Here is a 14,452-nt window from a genome sequence, read left to right as displayed (position 1 = left end):
GAAGGTCATGGCGCAAAACAGCGCGTTATCAACGCTGAAAGATCTGGCTGAAAAAGAAGTTGATGATGCCGCATTGCAGCTTGGCGCAATGCGACGCGGGTGCCAGCAGGCTGAAGAACAGTTGAAGATGTTAATCGACTATCAGCATGAATATCGCACCAACCTCAATACCGATATGACACAGGGCATTGGAAGCCAGCGCTGGATTAACTATCAGCAGTTTATCCAGACGCTGGAGAAGGCGATAGATCAGCATCGCCAGCAGCTTCACCAGTGGACCCAGAAAGTCGATACCGCGCTGAATTTCTGGCGCGAGAAGAAGCAGCGACTGCAGGCCTGGCAGACCTTACAGGACCGACAGATTGCGGCAACGACCCTGGCGGAAAACCGCCTGGATCAGAAAAAAATGGATGAGTTTGCCCAGCGCGCATCAATGAGGAAACCGGAATGATCACACTGCAACAACTGCTGATGAGCGACAGCGACCTGTCAGGCGGTACGCAGACAGGAAAAGGCACCGACGGTGCACAGGACTTTCTCGCGCTGCTTGCGGGCGCCCTGTCGGACGCGACGGGCAAGGGCAACGATGCGCCCCTGACGCTGGCTGACCTGAAAGCCGCCGGCAGCAAGCTGTCCCACGTTGCTCAGGACGCCAAAGGGGATCCCACCCTGCAGGCCAAAATTGCCGACCTGCTCTCGCGTCAAACTGCGCTGAATGGCGATGAAACGTCGCCCGTCACGTCGCTTGATACGCTGGTAACCGGGCTGGTGCCGCTGTCAAAGGGTGATGCCCTGAAAACGCTTAATGCGGTCAACAGCAAAGATGACGGCAAAAGCGAGCTGAGCGAAGAGGAGCTGGCCGGGTTAAGCGCGCTGATGGCCATGCTGCCGCACCAGCAGACCAGCACCTCACGTGCGGCAGGCAGTGACGGTGTGCCCGCCACCGCAACGCTGAGTTCAGCGGCGCTGACGCAAAACGGCGCGGGCCAACCGTCCCTGAACGCGCTTCCGGGAAGCCATGATAAAGCCCAGAGTGCTGCGCCTTATCAGAGCCAGGCGAAAAACAGCGACCCGGCCCTGTCGGGTAACGCGCCGGCCACGCCGGCCGTGGCCGCAACGGCAGAGAAGCAGGAGCTTGCCAGTTCCTCCTCCTCAGCCTCACCGACGGCGACCCTGGCACCGATTATGTCCAGCCATGCGACCAGTCAGACGGCCGCCACCGTCGCCACCGCGCCGGTGTTAAGCCAGCCTCTGGGTACGCATGAATGGCAGCAGTCCCTGAGCCAGCACATCACCCTGTTCACTAAACAGGGCCAGCAGACAGCCGAGCTGCGTCTGCACCCGGAAGATCTGGGTCAGGTGCAAATTTCGCTTAAGCTGGATGATAACCAGGCGCAGCTGCAGATGGTTTCTGCGCACAGCCATGTCCGTGCGGCGCTGGAAGCCGCGCTGCCGGTCCTGCGAACCTCACTGGCGGAGAACGGCATTCAGCTTGCGCAAAGCAGCGTCAGCAGCGAGAGCTTTGCCGGGCAGCAGCAGTCCTCATCCCAGCAGCAGCACCAGGCTTCGCGTTCCGGCAACACCGGCGGCTTTAATGACGAGAGCGATGAGTTACTGCCTGTCCCTGCCGCTCTGCAATCCGCCGCGCGCGGTAACAGTGCCGTAGATATCTTCGCCTAAACGCCAGAGGTAGCGTGATTATCCCCGTCTTTTCCACGCTTTGACGACAGCAGGACACGGGATAATCACCTTATTAAGCTGTACCGAAACAGGAAGCTCGTATCAGATGACTGACTCCGCTATCACCAAAAAAAGTAAGCGTTCCATCTGGATCCCGCTGCTGGTGTTGATCACGCTCGCCGCCTGCGCTACCGCGGGCTATAGTTACTGGCGTATGCAGCAGGAACCTTCGACCGCTGCGGCCAAAGCCGAACCTGCACCACCGCCGGCGCCGGTATTTTTCCCTCTGGACACCTTCACCGTGAACCTCGGTGACGCGGATCGTGTGCTGTATGTCGGTATTACGCTGCGCCTGAAGGATGAAGCCACGCGCGCGCGTCTGAATGATTATCTTCCGGAGGTGCGTAGCCGCCTTCTGCTGCTGTTCTCTCGTCAGGACGCTTCGGCGCTGGCCACCGATGTGGGTAAGCAAAAGCTGGTCGACGCCATTAAACAAACGCTGGCGACCCCGCTGGTAAACGGCCAACCTAAGCAGGAAGTCACTGACGTTCTGTATACAGCCTTCATTCTGCGGTAACGACATGGGCGACAGTATTCTTTCTCAGGCAGAAATCGATGCGCTGCTCAACGGCGACAGCGATAAAAGTGATGATCCGCAACCGGGTATTGGCGGCGATAGCGATATTCGTCCCTATGACCCGAATACCCAGCGTCGCGTGGTACGTGAACGTCTGCAGGCGCTGGAGATCATTAACGAACGTTTTGCACGTCAGTTCCGTATGGGGCTGTTTAACCTGCTGCGTCGTAGCCCGGATATCACAGTCGGTGCGATCCGCATTCAGCCGTATCACGAGTTTGCCCGCAACCTGCCGGTGCCAACCAACCTTAACCTGATTCATCTGAAGCCGCTGCGCGGCACCGGTCTGGTGGTGTTTTCCCCAAGCCTGGTGTTCATTGCGGTGGATAACCTGTTCGGCGGCGACGGGCGTTTCCCGACCAAAGTAGAAGGTCGCGAATTCACCCACACCGAACAGCGCGTCATTAACCGCATGCTGAAGCTGGCGCTGGAGTCCTACAGCGACGCGTGGAAAGCGATTAACCCGCTGGAAGTGGAGTACGTCCGTTCTGAGATGCAGGTGAAATTTACCAATATCACCACCTCCCCGAACGATATCGTCGTGAATACGCCGTTCCACGTGGAGATCGGTAACCTGACCGGCGAGTTCAACATCTGCCTGCCGTTCAGCATGATCGAACCGCTGCGTGAGCTGCTGGTTAACCCGCCGCTGGAGAACTCCCGCAACGAAGACCAGAACTGGCGTGAAAACCTGGTCCGCCAGGTCCAGCATTCGCAGCTTGAGCTGGTGGCGAGCTTCGCCGATATCCCGCTGCGGTTATCTCAGATCCTGAAATTACAACCCGGTGATGTTTTGCCGATAGAAAAACCCGACCGCATTATTGCCCATGTGGATGGTGTCCCCGTGCTGACAAGCCAGTACGGCACGATTAACGGTCAGTATGCGTTACGCGTTGAGCACTTGATCAACCCGATTTTGAATTCGCTGAATGAGGAACAGCCCAAATGAGTGACATGAACAATCCGTCCGATGAAAACAGCGGAGCACTGGACGATCTGTGGGCTGACGCGTTAAACGAGCAAAAAGCGACCCCGGCCAAAAGCGCAGCGGATGCCGTATTCCAGCAGCTTGGCGGCGGTGACGTCAGCGGCACGCTGCAGGATATCGACCTGATTATGGATATCCCGGTTAAGCTGACCGTTGAGCTGGGACGCACCCGCATGACCATTAAAGAGCTGCTGCGCCTGACGCAGGGCTCCGTAGTAGCCCTTGACGGTCTGGCCGGCGAGCCGCTGGATATCCTGATCAACGGCTATCTGATTGCTCAGGGTGAAGTGGTGGTGGTGGCCGATAAATACGGCGTACGCATCACCGACATCATTACCCCGTCTGAACGTATGCGTCGTCTGAGCCGTTAAGCATGAAAACCCAGGCAACAGTATCGCAACCTTCTGCCGTTCCCGGCTCGCCTCTGCTCCAGGTGAGCGGGGCGTTGTTCGGTATTATTGCCTTTATTCTTATCGCCGCCTGGCTGGCGAAGCGCTTTGGCCTGGCGGGGAAAACCGCCGGTGCCCGCGGGCTGAAGGTCAGCGCCAGCACCACGCTGGGGCCGCGTGAACGCGTGGTCATCCTCGAGGTGGACGATGCGCGCCTGGTTCTGGGCGTCGCGGCGTCAAACATCAGCGTGTTACATAAACTGCCGCCCGCCCCTGCTGTGGTGGACGAGCGTGCAGAGGCCCCTGCGGATTTCCAGTCCGTGATGAAGAGTTTGCTTAAGCGTTCCGGGAGATCCTGATGCGCCGTTTGTTATCCCTGACGCTTGCGGGCGTTGGCCTGTTTGCTCCCGCGGTCTATGCGCAACTGCCCGGTCTGGTTTCTACCCCGCTCGCGGGCGGCGGCCAAAGCTGGTCGCTTCCGGTTCAGACGCTGGTGTTCATCACCTCGCTGACGTTTATTCCGGCCATCCTGCTGATGATGACCAGCTTCACCCGCATCATCATCGTTTTTGGTCTGCTGCGAAACGCGCTCGGCACCCCTTCCGCTCCGCCAAACCAGGTTCTGCTCGGGCTGGCGCTGTTTTTGACCTTTTTCATTATGTCGCCGGTGATCGATAAGATTTACACCGACGCCTACCAGCCGTTCAGCGAAGATAAAATCTCCATGCAGGAAGCGCTGGATAAAGGCGCGCAGCCGCTGCGGGAATTTATGCTGCGCCAGACGCGTGAAGCGGATCTGGCCCTCTTTGCCCGCCTGTCCAACACCGGCGAGCTGCAGGGACCGGAAGCGGTACCCATGCGTATTCTGCTGCCCGCCTATGTGACCAGCGAGCTGAAAACCGCATTCCAGATTGGCTTTACCATCTTTATTCCGTTCCTGATTATCGACCTGGTGATCGCCAGCGTCCTGATGGCGCTCGGGATGATGATGGTGCCGCCCGCGACCATCGCCCTGCCCTTTAAGATCATGCTCTTTGTGCTGGTCGACGGCTGGCAGCTGCTGGTCAGCTCGCTGGCGCAGAGTTTCTACAGTTAAGGAACGGCAATGACACCCGAATCGGTCATGATGATGGGCACGGAGGCGATGAAAATCGCGATTGCCGTTGCCGCGCCGCTGCTGCTTGTCGCGCTGGTTACCGGTCTGATTATCAGTATTCTCCAGGCCGCCACGCAGATTAACGAAATGACGCTGTCATTCATCCCGAAAATTATCGCCGTGTTCGTGGCGATTATCGTGGCCGGGCCGTGGATGCTCAACCTGCTGCTGGACTATATGCGCAACCTGTTTACCAACCTGCCGTACATCATCGGCTGACCTGACGATGCTGCACTTCACCAGCGACCAGTGGGTTCAGTGGCTCGGCGTCTATTTCTGGCCGATGCTGCGCATCATGGCGCTGATCTCTACCGCCCCCATTCTCAGCGAGAAATCGATCCCCAAGCGTGTCAAAGTGGGGCTGGGCATCATCATCTCCATTATCGTCGCACCGTCTCTTCCGCCGGTGGATATTCCGATCTTCTCGGCCAATGCGGTATGGGTGGCCCTGCAGCAGGTGATGATTGGCGTCGCCGTTGGCTTTACCATGCAGCTCGCCTTTGCCGCGGTGCGTACCGCGGGGGAACTGATTGGCCTGCAGATGGGGCTATCGTTCGCCACGTTTGTTGACCCTGGCAGTCATCTCAACATGCCCGTGCTGGCGCGCATTATCGATCTGCTCGCCATGCTGCTGTTCCTGTCGTTCAACGGCCATCTGTGGCTTATCTCCATGCTGGTGGACACGTTCCATACGCTGCCGATTGGCGAAAATCCGGTGAACAGCAATGCGTTTCTGGCCCTCACCCGCGCGGCGGGGCTGATCTTCCTCAACGGGCTGATGCTGGCGCTGCCGATCATCACCCTGCTGCTGACCGTCAACCTGGCGTTAGGTTTACTCAACCGAATGGCACCGCAGCTTTCGGTGTTTGTCATTGGTTTTCCGCTGACGCTGACGGTCGGAATTTTATTAATGTCATTACTGATGCCACTTATCGCTCCCTTCTGTGAACATTTATTCGGCGAGATATTCAACCTGTTAGCGGATATTGTTAGCGAACTGCCACGTAAATAATAGCCCGCACTGTTGTTACTGTCTTTCTGAGGATATTCCTAAAATAAAACGCGAAAAACATCTTCCAGGATATATCTGACGCGGTTTAATTGTTTCTAACCACCTCACAATACTTAATATTTACTTTACTTTAAGAAGATTCCTGGCAAATTATACGTAACTTTACGGGATAGTGAGTCCGCCTGAAAGTCTTTGTCATGCTCACAGGTTTATTATTTTTTTCCATCCCGTATGGCTGTTTTGAGCTCTCAGGCAGATGGTGAATTATCGTTACGCATTGAGTGAGGGTATGCCATGTCAACGATCATTATGGATTTATGCAGCTACACCCGGCTAGGGTTAACCGGGTACCTGGCAAGCAGAGGGGTAAGAAAGAGAGACATCAACGATGCACACATCGTTGACGAACTCGCAGCCGCTTGTGACGAACTTAAACCAGGCGTGGTGTTTATTAATGAGGACTGTTTCATTCACGATCCAGCCAACAGTCAGCACATTAAGCAAATCATTAATCAGCATCCAAAAACCCTGTTTATTGTTTTTATGGCCATCGCGAATATCCATTTCGATGAGTATTTGTTGGTCCGTAAAAATTTATTGATCAGTTCTAAATCGATTAAACCCGAGTCGCTGGATGACATTTTGGGTGATTATTTGAATAAAGAAGTTAAAAATGTAGGAGCGGTTAACTTACCCACCCTATCATTAAGCAGGACTGAATCAAGTATGCTGCGAATGTGGATGGCGGGACAAGGAACTATTCAGATCTCCGACCAGATGAATATTAAAGCGAAAACCGTTTCATCACACAAAGGAAATATTAAACGGAAAATTAAAACGCATAATAAGCAAGTGATCTACCACGTGGTACGCCTGACCGATAATGTGACGAACGGGATTTTCGTCAACATGCGTTAGTCGCTTAAGAAAAGTCCCTGTGCACCCTACCTTTGATCTCTGGCCTGGCCAGAGATTTTTGCTTTTACAGCGGGTGTCGGGCACGCAATGTGCTACCCGACGCCGTGCTAGTCTGCTTTCTCAACAAAAATACCGTCCGGATGCCCCAGTTCGTTAAAAAACCAAATGCCGAGCGGGTAGTCTTCCAGTGATACCAGGTACATTGTACCTTCGCTAAACTCTTCAATTGCCAGCACCACACCCGGGCGGCGCGGCCCACCGTCCGTTTTAACGGTTACCCGATCGTTGACCTTCATACATTCCTCCTCTGGTTTTGAGCCAGTGTAGAACAAAACGCAAAAACGCACATCGCCGCCCGGCGTGAATGGCGTTTTTATGCACAGGCTATACTTAACCCTGGACACGTTTGCAGGTTGAAAGAGGAGTCCCGCAATGAAGACCGATAAAGAGTACAGCGATACCATCAAGCGCGAAGTCGAAGTGGATGTCGATGCCCTGCTGGCCGCCATCAATGAGATCAGCGAGTCAGAAGTCCGCCGCTCGGACGACAATTCGGACCGCGTCATTGTCAACGGAAGGGATTATCACACCTATCGCGAGCTGGCCGAGGCCTTCGAGCTCGATATTCACGACTTTAGCGTGTCGGAAGCCAATCGTTAGGGCGAAAAAAATCCCGGTCATGGGGATGACCGGGATCAAAACTTGCTTATGCAAGAAGCACTTGAAAATTCGTTACACCAGGAAATCTGATGTACATGCCACACTATCCCCAACGAATTTGTCTGACAAGCATATATTCTTAGGATGAATATAATATTTTTAACATAATGCTTTTGGTTATGAGCAATAACATACGCCGAATGCGGGTTTGCCAGGGAATAATCTCATTTCTCCGGTTAACAATTCGGATATTTTTTAGGAATTTTCTTAGAGAGAAACGCATCCGTCACCGGGAGTCACTATGCCTTCACTGCGGGATACCTTGCTGATTTTTTCCGACCTGGATGGCTCGTTGCTGGATATTCATACCTATGACTGGCAACCCGCCATGCCCTGGCTGGACAGGCTGCAGGATAACCAGATTCCGATCATTCTCTGCAGCAGCAAAACCGCGGCAGAGATGCTGGATATTCAGCAGGATCTGGGGCTGGAAGGCCTGCCGTTTATTGCCGAGAACGGCGCGGTGATTCAGCCTGACGTGCGCTGGGACAATATCCAGCGTCAGATTAGAGGGATGACGCACCGGGATATTCGTCCGCGGATCGAGCAGATTCGCCTGCAGACGGGCTTTAAATTCACCACCTTTGACGATGTGGATGAGCACGTTATTAGCGAGTGGACCGGACTGACGCGCTACCGTTCGACGCTTGCCCGCAAGCACGAAGCCTCCGTCACGCTGATCTGGCGCGATACCGACGAGAACTTGCTTCAGTTTGAAGAGGAACTGGCGCACAGCGGCCTGCAATGCCTGCAGGGGGCGCGCTTCTGGCATATTCTGGACGCCCGCTGCGGTAAAGACGTGGCGGTTAACTGGCTGATTGAACGGTATCGCGAGCAGGAAGACATTGAACCCACCACGCTAGGGCTCGGCGACGGTCCCAACGATGCGCCGCTGCTCGACAGCATGGACTTCGCGGTGGTGATCAAGGGGATTAACCGCCAGGGCATCACGCTACGGGACGATAATCCCGCGCGGGTCTATCACACCCAACAGCCCGGGCCTGCGGGCTGGCAGGAGGGGCTGGATCATTTCCTGTCCTGATCCCGCCACACGACCCGGTTACGCCCGCTCTGCTTGGCCTGATACAGCCGGGCGTCCGCCACGGACTGCAGCTGTTCAAAATCGTAATTGCCCGTTTCATCCGCGCTGCTGACGCCCAGTGACGCGCTGATGCGCAGGGTTGTGCTCTTCTTCACCAGGATCTCCTTACTGTTGATTCGGCAACGAATGCGTTCGGCGACGCCTCTCGCCTCCTCCAGACCAAGACCGGGAAGGACAACACAAAACTCTTCGCCACCGACGCGTCCGGCCACGTCATTCTTGCGTAACGCGCTGGCAATCACGCCTGCCGTATGGGAAAGCACCTTATCACCGGCCTGATGGCCGAAACGGTCGTTGATGTTTTTAAAATAGTCGAGATCGATCTGAATCACCGAGAACGGCAGCGACTGCTGACGACAGGTTTCCGCCAGCAATTTTGCGCGGTCGAACAGCGCGCCGCGATTATTCAATCGGGTCAGCGGATCGTGCCAGGCCTGCCACTGGAGCGAGTGCTGAAGCGTATACATGTTACTCACCATCCGACGGATCACCAGCCACGAGATCAACAGCATGGCGGTAAAGAGCGCCCACAGCAGCGCCAGCACAATGCTGATACTGCCGAAGTCGTCCTGTACCCCTTCGTGCAGGGTGTGGATCCGCAGGACGACGCCATCGAAGTGATCGAGCCGCTCCCAGGTGATAAACCGGCTCCCGAGGCGGATACCGCCGCCGGTATCATGCTCAATCGCCTGGGCAATCTGCGCCGTTTCGCGTTCGTCAAACTGGTTAACCGGGCTTCCCGCGTGGGCTGAGGTAGCAATCATATTAAGCCGGGTATCGTACAGCTGATACTCCCCCTCCGTCCGGTCTTCCGTCGCGTCGGTCAGCAAACGCTGCATCGTGTCTAATGTAAAATCCATCGCCACGACGCCGTACCAGTAATGATCGAAATAGATGGGGACGCTGGCGGTGATCGTGCGTTCATCCCCGGTCCAGGATGAAGGCGTGGAGATAAACCAGCGCACGGCGCGGGCGCGGTTGTTACGCTCTGACTGCTGGGTAAACCAGGACTGCGTGACCAGATTATAATAGCGGGCGGTAATATCACCCGCCCGATCCGGCGTATCCGTGGAAAGGAAAAAACCGGCGCGGGAGACGTAGATCACCCGCGCTTCCGTTTGCGCTCTCGATGACGCCAGCCTGAGCAGATACCCCACTTCGAGCGCGGCAGAAATTTCATGACTGATGCGCTCAGCGTCCCGGTTCAGAAGCGTGGTTTTATCCACGAACGCATCCGAGACCCCGTTGATGGGAAGGGTGCGCTTTTTATCAACGGCGAGCTGCCAGGTGGGGAGCATGCGGACGGTGTTAAAGCGTGACACCGCATCCTGTAGGACATCAAAGGCCAGCGGCGTCTCGATTGCATCATGCATACCCTGGCGAAATAACAGCATCCTGTCGACGCTGTTCTGTAACTGCCTGTCCAGCGAACTGGCCACCGTATCCAGATGATTGCGCTGGCTGGAGATGTACGCCTCTTCCAGCACCACCACCTCACGCCAGGTCAGGAGCGTGGAAAACACCAGAACGATCAGAAAACAGAGATTAACAATCCGCCCCGGATTGCTACGCTTATGCAGCCATTGCAAAAAAGTTTGTCTTACAACAAAGGTATCGCGCTGCACACACACTCCCTGATTACTGCTCTATACCCGAAACCTGAGATAAAAACGCCCGGCAAAGCCGGGCGTTATGTGATTAAGCCTTGTCCCGTTTGTGCTGCCCGTCCCCCGGCTGAAGCTCATCTTCACGGAATGCTTCCCGCTTGATGCTATAGCCATCGTGCCACCGGCATTCCACCATTCCGCTGGAATACCCGGTGACGATCATACGTGGGCCGCCCTTTTTAGGCTTAACTTCATCACTGACCAAAAAGACCATACCTGCCTCCTGTATCAGGGTGAAACTGTTTCAATTTAGACGAGGAATGGTCTTTTTGCATCCTGCCGACGGTAACAATTAGTGCGACGTACCGCGAATTTTCTCAACCAGCTTCACCGCCGCAACGACGATAGCGCCAATGATAAAGCCCAGCACCAGGTTCAGCAGCGTGGGCAGAATCGCCGCGATAACGGCCCCCTGCGTGGAGGAGAAATGTTCGATGGCATGGTGCAGCGGCGCAATGCCGTGAACCACAATTCCGCCGCCTACGAGGAACATCGCCAGCGTGCCCACCACCGACAAGCTCTTCATCAGCCAGGGCGCCAGCACCAGCAGGCTTTTGCCGATGCCTCTTGCCACCGCGCTCGACTTTTCTTCCAGCCAGTAGCCAATATCGTCCAGCTTGACGATCAGTCCCACCAGACCGTACACACCCACGGTGACCAGAATCGCGATGCCGGAGAGGATCAGGACCTGGTTCAGAAGCGGCGCGTCAGAGACAATGCCCAGCGTAATCGCGACGATTTCTGCAGACAGAATAAAGTCGGTACGAATGGCGCCTTTGACCTTATCGCGCTCGAAGGTTTTCGGATCCTGCGCGGCCAGCGCTTCAAGACGCTGCTGGCGCACCTCCGGCGTATCGCTCTGCTTGCGCGCGCTAAAGGAGTGCAGCACCTTCTCCACGCCCTCGAAGCAGAGAAATGCCCCACCGATCATCAGTAACGGCGTGATGGCCCAGGGGATAAAGGCGCTGATCAGCAGCGCCAGCGGCACCAGGATCACCTTATTCAGGAAGGAACCTTTCGCCACGCCCCACACCACCGGCAGTTCACGGTTTGCCCTCACCCCACTCACCTGCTGCGCGTTAAGCGATAAATCATCGCCCAGCACGCCTGCGGTTTTCTTCGCCGCCAGTTTCCCCATCACGGAAATGTCGTCCAGTAGGGTGGCTATATCATCCAGCAATGTTAATAAGCTACTTCCTGCCAAAATCTTAATCCTTCATTTTTTGGTAATTAAGTGAATAGTATGGAGCAAAAGCGCAAACCCGGAAACAGGCACCTTACGTCAACAAAAAATTCACATCAGCTACACAATTAAAGGGCTCGCCAGCGCGATAGTTTTCGCGTTTACTATCAGCGACCTTTTTATTTCGACGTGAGGGATTATGCGTTTCCGGCAATTGCTACCGCTCATCGGGGCACTCTTTTCGCTGTACATCATCTGGGGCTCAACCTACTTTGTCATTCGCATCGGCGTGGAAAGCTGGCCGCCGCTGATGATGGCGGGCATCCGCTTCCTTTCGGCGGGTATCCTGCTGCTGGCCTTCCTGATGCTGCGCGGGCATAAGCTTCCCCCGCTGCGCCCGATGCTGAATGCCGCCCTGATCGGCCTGCTGCTGCTGGCAGTGGGGAACGGGTTTGTGACGATTGCCGAGCACCAGAACGTCCCGTCCGGGATCGCCGCCGTGGTCGTTGCCACCGTACCGCTGTTTACCCTCTGCTTCAGCCGTCTTTTCGGCATCCGCACCCGCAAGCTGGAATGGCTGGGGATTGGGATTGGGCTGGCCGGCATTGTTCTGCTCAACAGCGGCGGCAACCTGAGCGGGAATCCGTGGGGCGCGGTGATTATCCTGATCGGCTCGATGAGCTGGGCGTTCGGCTCCGTCTACGGGTCGCGTATCGAACTGCCGACCGGCATGATGGCCGGTGCGATTGAGATGCTCGCCGCGGGGATTGTCCTGCTGCTGGCCTCCACCCTGACGGGAGAAAAGCTGACCGCGCTGCCGGACCTGTCGGGCTTTCTCGCGGTGGGCTACCTGGCGCTGTTTGGCTCTATCATCGCCATTAACGCCTATATGTTCCTGATCCGCAACGTCTCCCCGGCGGTCGCCACCAGCTACGCCTACGTTAACCCGGTCGTGGCCGTGCTGCTCGGGACAGGACTGGGAGGAGAAACGCTCTCTCCTGTGGAATGGATTGCTTTAGGGATCATCGTGTTTGCCGTCGTGCTGGTCACGCTGGGCAAATATTTGCTGCCGGCAAAACCGGTGGTCACGCCTTGTGAGGTGGAGAAACCGTAAGCAGGTGAATACCCTGCGTGTCGATCTGCGCGGTCTGACCGCCGCCGCAGATCCACTCTTCCAGCCGTTCGCGCAGATCGGTATCGTTCAGCTTTAGTCTGCCTCTCAGCGCACACTCCCAGACGATCAGCACCCGCCAGCCCTGCGCAATAAGCATTGAGAGATCCCGTTTGTCACGCTCGACGTTCTTGCCAATCTTATCCAGCCAGAAATCGGTGCGCGTCGCGGGGACTTTAAACAGGTAGCAGTCGTGATGGTGCCAGAAGCAGCCGTGAGTAAAGATGATGCACTGCCAGGCGTCGAGGACGAAATCGGGACGCCCCGCCAGGGCGGGATCCTGCACGCGAAAGTCAAAGCCCGCCTGCGTCAGCAGCGCGGCCAGGCGCTTTTCAATGGCGGTGTCACGCGTGCCGATGGCACGCATGTTTTTACTGCGCGTGGCCTTATCGTGAACGTCCGTCATTGACGGCCTCACTCTGGCGTAGCGCCACCGCCTGTCTGATGCGCGGAGCCAGCAGTTTTGCGACAGCCGCAAACGCGGGAACGACGACCGAGTTACCAAACTGGCGGTACGCCTGGGTGTCTGAAACCGGAATGCGGAAACCGTAGCCTTGCGGCGTTTCAAAGCCCATCAACCGGGCGCATTCCCGCGGCGTTAAGCGCCGTGGGCGATGACGCTGATTGTGCGGATCGTCGAAATCTTTTTCACCCAGCGCTTTGTCCCAGCCTCTGTCGATCAGGATTTCCGCACCGTCTTTATAGTAGCGAGCAGACAGCGTGCGGGTGACGCTGTGCGGATCGTTCGGGTTGACCATCCCAAAACCGAAGCCGTTGCCTTTCGCCTGATGCTTCTTGGCATAGCGGTAGAGGTATTTCCACAGCACCGGGGTCAGGATAAATTTCGCGTCGACGGCCGGTTCCAGCAGGTCGGCCACGGTAGGACGGCGCTCGGGATACAGAGAAGGAATATCCCGCAGGGTGAAATCCCCTTTCAGATTGAGATCGCGGCGGAAGCCCACCAGCACGATACGTTCGCGATGCTGGGGCAGGAAATGTTTCCCATCAATGATTTTAGGATCGTCCGCGCCCATGTCCTCTGAATCGGCCACGTCATAACCCAGCTCATCCAGCGTTTGCATGATAATGCGGAAGGTTTTCCCGCCGTCGTGGCTTTTTAAGTTTTTGACGTTTTCCAGTACGAAAATGGCTGGACGACGGGCGTCAATAATGCGCGCCACGTCAAAAAACAGCGTTCCCTGCGTATCGCAGGCGAAACCGTGGGCGCGTCCGAGGGCATTCTTCTTGGAGACGCCGGCCAGCGAAAAAGGCTGGCACGGGAAGCCGGCCAGCAGCACGTCATGCGCGGGGATCGTCTGACGAATATGCTCGGCGGCCTGCTCATCGCTCACGCCGCTTTTATGGCTCAGGGTGACATCGCGAATATCGGCGTTGAAATGATGCTCGTGCGGGTCGCAGTACCAGTTGGCCTTATAGGTCCGCACGGCGTGCTTGTTCCACTCGCTGGTAAATACGCACTGTCCGCCGATAGCTTCAAAACCGTGCCGAATACCGCCGATACCGGCAAACAGATCGATAAACCGGAAGGCATAGTTCGGGTGAGCGGCAGAAGGTCGCGGAAGCAGGTTTTGCAGATAACGAAACTCGCCTTCACTCAGGCGACGCCCTGCTCGCTCGCTGGTCAGCAGACGTTTAAGGATCGCCGGGCTCCAGTGGCTTTCGCCGTGCGCCACCAGCAGACTGGCCAGCGTTTTAGCATCATAGATATCCAACAGCTGGCGCAGTAAGGCCTGCACCGTTGCCGTTGATTTCTCAGCCTGCGCGGGCGCGGGCTCTTTCACTGCTCGATTTTCCTGCATTCTTTTAAC

Annotated in this window: 18 protein-coding genes and 1 pseudogene; 13 read left to right on the top strand and 6 right to left on the bottom strand. The window is 56.2% G+C overall.

Going from position 1 to position 14,452, the window contains the following annotated elements; translation table 11 throughout:
* The first annotated feature begins 7 nt into the window (after positions 1–7).
* The 10 genes and pseudogenes from fliJ (at position 8) to rcsA (ending at position 6,780) form a co-directional block, all read left to right on the top strand.
* Positions 8–451 (top strand): flagellar export protein FliJ, encoded by a 444-nt coding sequence (gene fliJ / locus LLF79_RS03055; RefSeq protein ID WP_021241386.1) that lies wholly within the window; start codon positions 8–10, stop codon positions 449–451.
* Positions 448–1,680, top strand: coding sequence for a flagellar hook length control protein FliK (fliK, locus tag LLF79_RS03050; RefSeq protein WP_227879085.1), 1,233 nt, complete (start codon positions 448–450; stop codon positions 1,678–1,680). Before fliJ ends, fliK begins: the two co-directional genes overlap by 4 nt.
* A gap of 106 nt (positions 1,681–1,786) precedes the next feature.
* Positions 1,787–2,257, top strand: coding sequence for a flagellar basal body-associated protein FliL (gene fliL / locus LLF79_RS03045; RefSeq protein WP_021241388.1), 471 nt, complete (start codon positions 1,787–1,789; stop codon positions 2,255–2,257).
* A gap of 4 nt (positions 2,258–2,261) precedes the next feature.
* The gene (gene fliM, locus LLF79_RS03040; RefSeq protein WP_008500320.1) at positions 2,262–3,266 is read left to right on the top strand and encodes a flagellar motor switch protein FliM; all 1,005 of its coding nucleotides are present in this window, start codon (positions 2,262–2,264) and stop codon (positions 3,264–3,266) included.
* Positions 3,263–3,676 (top strand): flagellar motor switch protein FliN, encoded by a 414-nt coding sequence (gene fliN, locus LLF79_RS03035; RefSeq protein ID WP_008500318.1) that lies wholly within the window; start codon positions 3,263–3,265, stop codon positions 3,674–3,676. The genes fliM and fliN overlap by 4 nt, the downstream gene beginning before the upstream one ends.
* A 2-nt stretch (positions 3,677–3,678) precedes the next feature.
* On the top strand, positions 3,679–4,053 hold the full coding sequence (gene fliO, locus LLF79_RS03030; RefSeq protein ID WP_227879084.1) for a flagellar biosynthetic protein FliO: 375 nt from the start codon (positions 3,679–3,681) through the stop codon (positions 4,051–4,053).
* Positions 4,053–4,790, top strand: a complete 738-nt coding sequence (gene fliP / locus LLF79_RS03025) for a flagellar type III secretion system pore protein FliP (protein WP_008500316.1) — start codon at positions 4,053–4,055, stop codon at positions 4,788–4,790. The genes fliO and fliP overlap by 1 nt, the downstream gene beginning before the upstream one ends.
* A 9-nt stretch (positions 4,791–4,799) precedes the next feature.
* A complete protein-coding gene (gene fliQ, locus LLF79_RS03020; RefSeq protein ID WP_008500315.1) occupies positions 4,800–5,069 on the top strand; it encodes a flagellar biosynthesis protein FliQ in 270 nt (89 codons plus the stop codon).
* 7 nt (positions 5,070–5,076) lie between these two features.
* Positions 5,077–5,869, top strand: a pseudogene (fliR, locus tag LLF79_RS03015) (flagellar biosynthetic protein FliR); the annotation flags it as partial.
* A 287-nt stretch (positions 5,870–6,156) separates the two neighbouring features.
* The gene (rcsA, locus tag LLF79_RS03010) at positions 6,157–6,780 is read left to right on the top strand and encodes a transcriptional regulator RcsA (RefSeq protein ID WP_227879083.1); all 624 of its coding nucleotides are present in this window, start codon (positions 6,157–6,159) and stop codon (positions 6,778–6,780) included.
* Positions 6,781–6,887: 107 nt separating this feature from the next.
* On the opposite strand, the gene dsrB is transcribed toward rcsA, so the two are convergent.
* A complete protein-coding gene (dsrB, locus tag LLF79_RS03005) occupies positions 6,888–7,076 on the bottom strand; it encodes a protein DsrB (RefSeq protein WP_008500312.1) in 189 nt (62 codons plus the stop codon).
* A gap of 136 nt (positions 7,077–7,212) precedes the next feature.
* Between dsrB and yodD the strand changes: the two genes are divergently transcribed.
* Both yodD and LLF79_RS02995 read left to right on the top strand, forming a co-directional pair.
* Positions 7,213–7,440, top strand: coding sequence for a YodD family peroxide/acid resistance protein (yodD, locus tag LLF79_RS03000; RefSeq protein ID WP_008500310.1), 228 nt, complete (start codon positions 7,213–7,215; stop codon positions 7,438–7,440).
* A 301-nt stretch (positions 7,441–7,741) separates the two neighbouring features.
* The gene (locus tag LLF79_RS02995) at positions 7,742–8,542 is read left to right on the top strand and encodes a mannosyl-3-phosphoglycerate phosphatase-related protein (protein WP_032652560.1); all 801 of its coding nucleotides are present in this window, start codon (positions 7,742–7,744) and stop codon (positions 8,540–8,542) included.
* Here LLF79_RS02995 and dgcQ read toward each other — a convergent pair.
* From dgcQ to LLF79_RS02980, 3 genes are all read right to left on the bottom strand, one after another.
* Positions 8,527–10,227 carry a cellulose biosynthesis regulator diguanylate cyclase DgcQ gene (dgcQ, locus tag LLF79_RS02990; protein WP_021241391.1) on the bottom strand — a complete coding sequence of 567 codons (1,701 nt, stop codon included), beginning with the start codon at positions 10,225–10,227 and terminating at the stop codon, positions 8,527–8,529. The genes LLF79_RS02995 and dgcQ overlap by 16 nt on opposite strands.
* Before the next feature lie 73 nt (positions 10,228–10,300).
* Positions 10,301–10,483, bottom strand: coding sequence for a YodC family protein (locus LLF79_RS02985; protein WP_008500307.1), 183 nt, complete (start codon positions 10,481–10,483; stop codon positions 10,301–10,303).
* Between the two features lie 78 nt (positions 10,484–10,561).
* Positions 10,562–11,473 (bottom strand): DUF808 domain-containing protein, encoded by a 912-nt coding sequence (locus LLF79_RS02980; protein ID WP_008500306.1) that lies wholly within the window; start codon positions 11,471–11,473, stop codon positions 10,562–10,564.
* 178 nt (positions 11,474–11,651) lie between these two features.
* On the opposite strand from LLF79_RS02980, the gene yedA reads away from it, so the two are divergent.
* Positions 11,652–12,566 (top strand): drug/metabolite exporter YedA, encoded by a 915-nt coding sequence (yedA, locus tag LLF79_RS02975; protein ID WP_021241392.1) that lies wholly within the window; start codon positions 11,652–11,654, stop codon positions 12,564–12,566.
* On the opposite strand, the gene LLF79_RS02970 is transcribed toward yedA, so the two are convergent.
* The gene (locus LLF79_RS02970) at positions 12,538–13,029 is read right to left on the bottom strand and encodes a very short patch repair endonuclease (RefSeq protein ID WP_008500303.1); all 492 of its coding nucleotides are present in this window, start codon (positions 13,027–13,029) and stop codon (positions 12,538–12,540) included. The genes yedA and LLF79_RS02970 overlap by 29 nt on opposite strands.
* Entirely contained in the window at positions 13,010–14,425 is a 1,416-nt protein-coding gene (locus LLF79_RS02965; RefSeq protein WP_039266684.1) for a DNA cytosine methyltransferase, read from the bottom strand. Before LLF79_RS02965 ends, LLF79_RS02970 begins: the two co-directional genes overlap by 20 nt.
* Between the last annotated feature and the right edge of the window lie 27 nt (positions 14,426–14,452).

This window comes from Enterobacter cloacae complex sp. 2021EL-01169 (assembly GCF_020733125.1).
Taxonomy (GTDB): domain Bacteria; phylum Pseudomonadota; class Gammaproteobacteria; order Enterobacterales; family Enterobacteriaceae; genus Enterobacter; species Enterobacter roggenkampii.
The sequence above is the reverse complement of the archived record's forward strand: the minus strand, read 5'-3'. Positions and strand labels throughout refer to the sequence as shown.

What these genes read in the sequence shown, in the direction of transcription:
- fliM (WP_008500320.1), top strand. Translation starts at nt 2,262, where the DNA reads ATGGGCGACAGTATTCTTTCTCAGGCAGAAATCGATGCGCTGCTCAAC.
- fliJ (WP_021241386.1), top strand. Translation starts at nt 8, where the DNA reads ATGGCGCAAAACAGCGCGTTATCAACGCTGAAAGATCTGGCTGAAAAA.
- fliL (WP_021241388.1), top strand. Translation starts at nt 1,787, where the DNA reads ATGACTGACTCCGCTATCACCAAAAAAAGTAAGCGTTCCATCTGGATC.
- LLF79_RS02995 (WP_032652560.1), top strand. Translation starts at nt 7,742, where the DNA reads ATGCCTTCACTGCGGGATACCTTGCTGATTTTTTCCGACCTGGATGGC.
- rcsA (WP_227879083.1), top strand. Translation starts at nt 6,157, where the DNA reads ATGTCAACGATCATTATGGATTTATGCAGCTACACCCGGCTAGGGTTA.
- yodD (WP_008500310.1), top strand. Translation starts at nt 7,213, where the DNA reads ATGAAGACCGATAAAGAGTACAGCGATACCATCAAGCGCGAAGTCGAA.
- fliQ (WP_008500315.1), top strand. Translation starts at nt 4,800, where the DNA reads ATGACACCCGAATCGGTCATGATGATGGGCACGGAGGCGATGAAAATC.
- fliP (WP_008500316.1), top strand. Translation starts at nt 4,053, where the DNA reads ATGCGCCGTTTGTTATCCCTGACGCTTGCGGGCGTTGGCCTGTTTGCT.
- yedA (WP_021241392.1), top strand. Translation starts at nt 11,652, where the DNA reads ATGCGTTTCCGGCAATTGCTACCGCTCATCGGGGCACTCTTTTCGCTG.
- fliK (WP_227879085.1), top strand. Translation starts at nt 448, where the DNA reads ATGATCACACTGCAACAACTGCTGATGAGCGACAGCGACCTGTCAGGC.
- fliO (WP_227879084.1), top strand. Translation starts at nt 3,679, where the DNA reads ATGAAAACCCAGGCAACAGTATCGCAACCTTCTGCCGTTCCCGGCTCG.
- LLF79_RS02985 (WP_008500307.1), bottom strand. Translation starts at nt 10,483, where the DNA reads ATGGTCTTTTTGGTCAGTGATGAAGTTAAGCCTAAAAAGGGCGGCCCA.
- LLF79_RS02970 (WP_008500303.1), bottom strand. Translation starts at nt 13,029, where the DNA reads ATGACGGACGTTCACGATAAGGCCACGCGCAGTAAAAACATGCGTGCC.
- fliN (WP_008500318.1), top strand. Translation starts at nt 3,263, where the DNA reads ATGAGTGACATGAACAATCCGTCCGATGAAAACAGCGGAGCACTGGAC.
- dsrB (WP_008500312.1), bottom strand. Translation starts at nt 7,076, where the DNA reads ATGAAGGTCAACGATCGGGTAACCGTTAAAACGGACGGTGGGCCGCGC.